1 protein-coding gene is annotated in these 366 nt (G+C 62.6%); it reads right to left on the bottom strand.

The features are described 5' to 3' along the window. The coding region (locus ON29_RS04250) for an AMP-binding protein (protein WP_040864828.1) at positions 1-366 on the bottom strand (366 nt) is incomplete at both ends.

Genomic DNA, 366 nt, shown 5'->3' with positions numbered 1-366 from the left:
CACCGGAAGCGAACACCAACCGCAGCGAACCACATTGCGCGGCCCCGGCATCCGCCACGAACACCGCCAACATCGACGGCACGAAGTGGGTGACGGTCACCTTCTCGGCACTGATGATCTCCGCCAGATAGGCCGGATCACGATGGCCATCCGGCTTCGCCACCACCAAGCGGGCACCGACCTGCAACGGCCAGAAGAACTCCCACACCGACACATCGAACGTCGCAGGCGTCTTCTGCAACACCACATCAGCACCGGTCAACTCGTACGCGGACTGCATCCACACCAGGCGGTTCACGATCGCCGCATGCGAGACCGCAACACCCTTCGGACGACCCGTCGAACCCGACGTGAAAATCACATACG

It is taken from the genome of Nocardia exalbida NBRC 100660 (assembly GCF_000308575.1).
Lineage (GTDB): Bacteria > Actinomycetota > Actinomycetes > Mycobacteriales > Mycobacteriaceae > Nocardia > Nocardia exalbida.
This window is presented reverse-complemented; position numbering and strand designations above follow the sequence as displayed.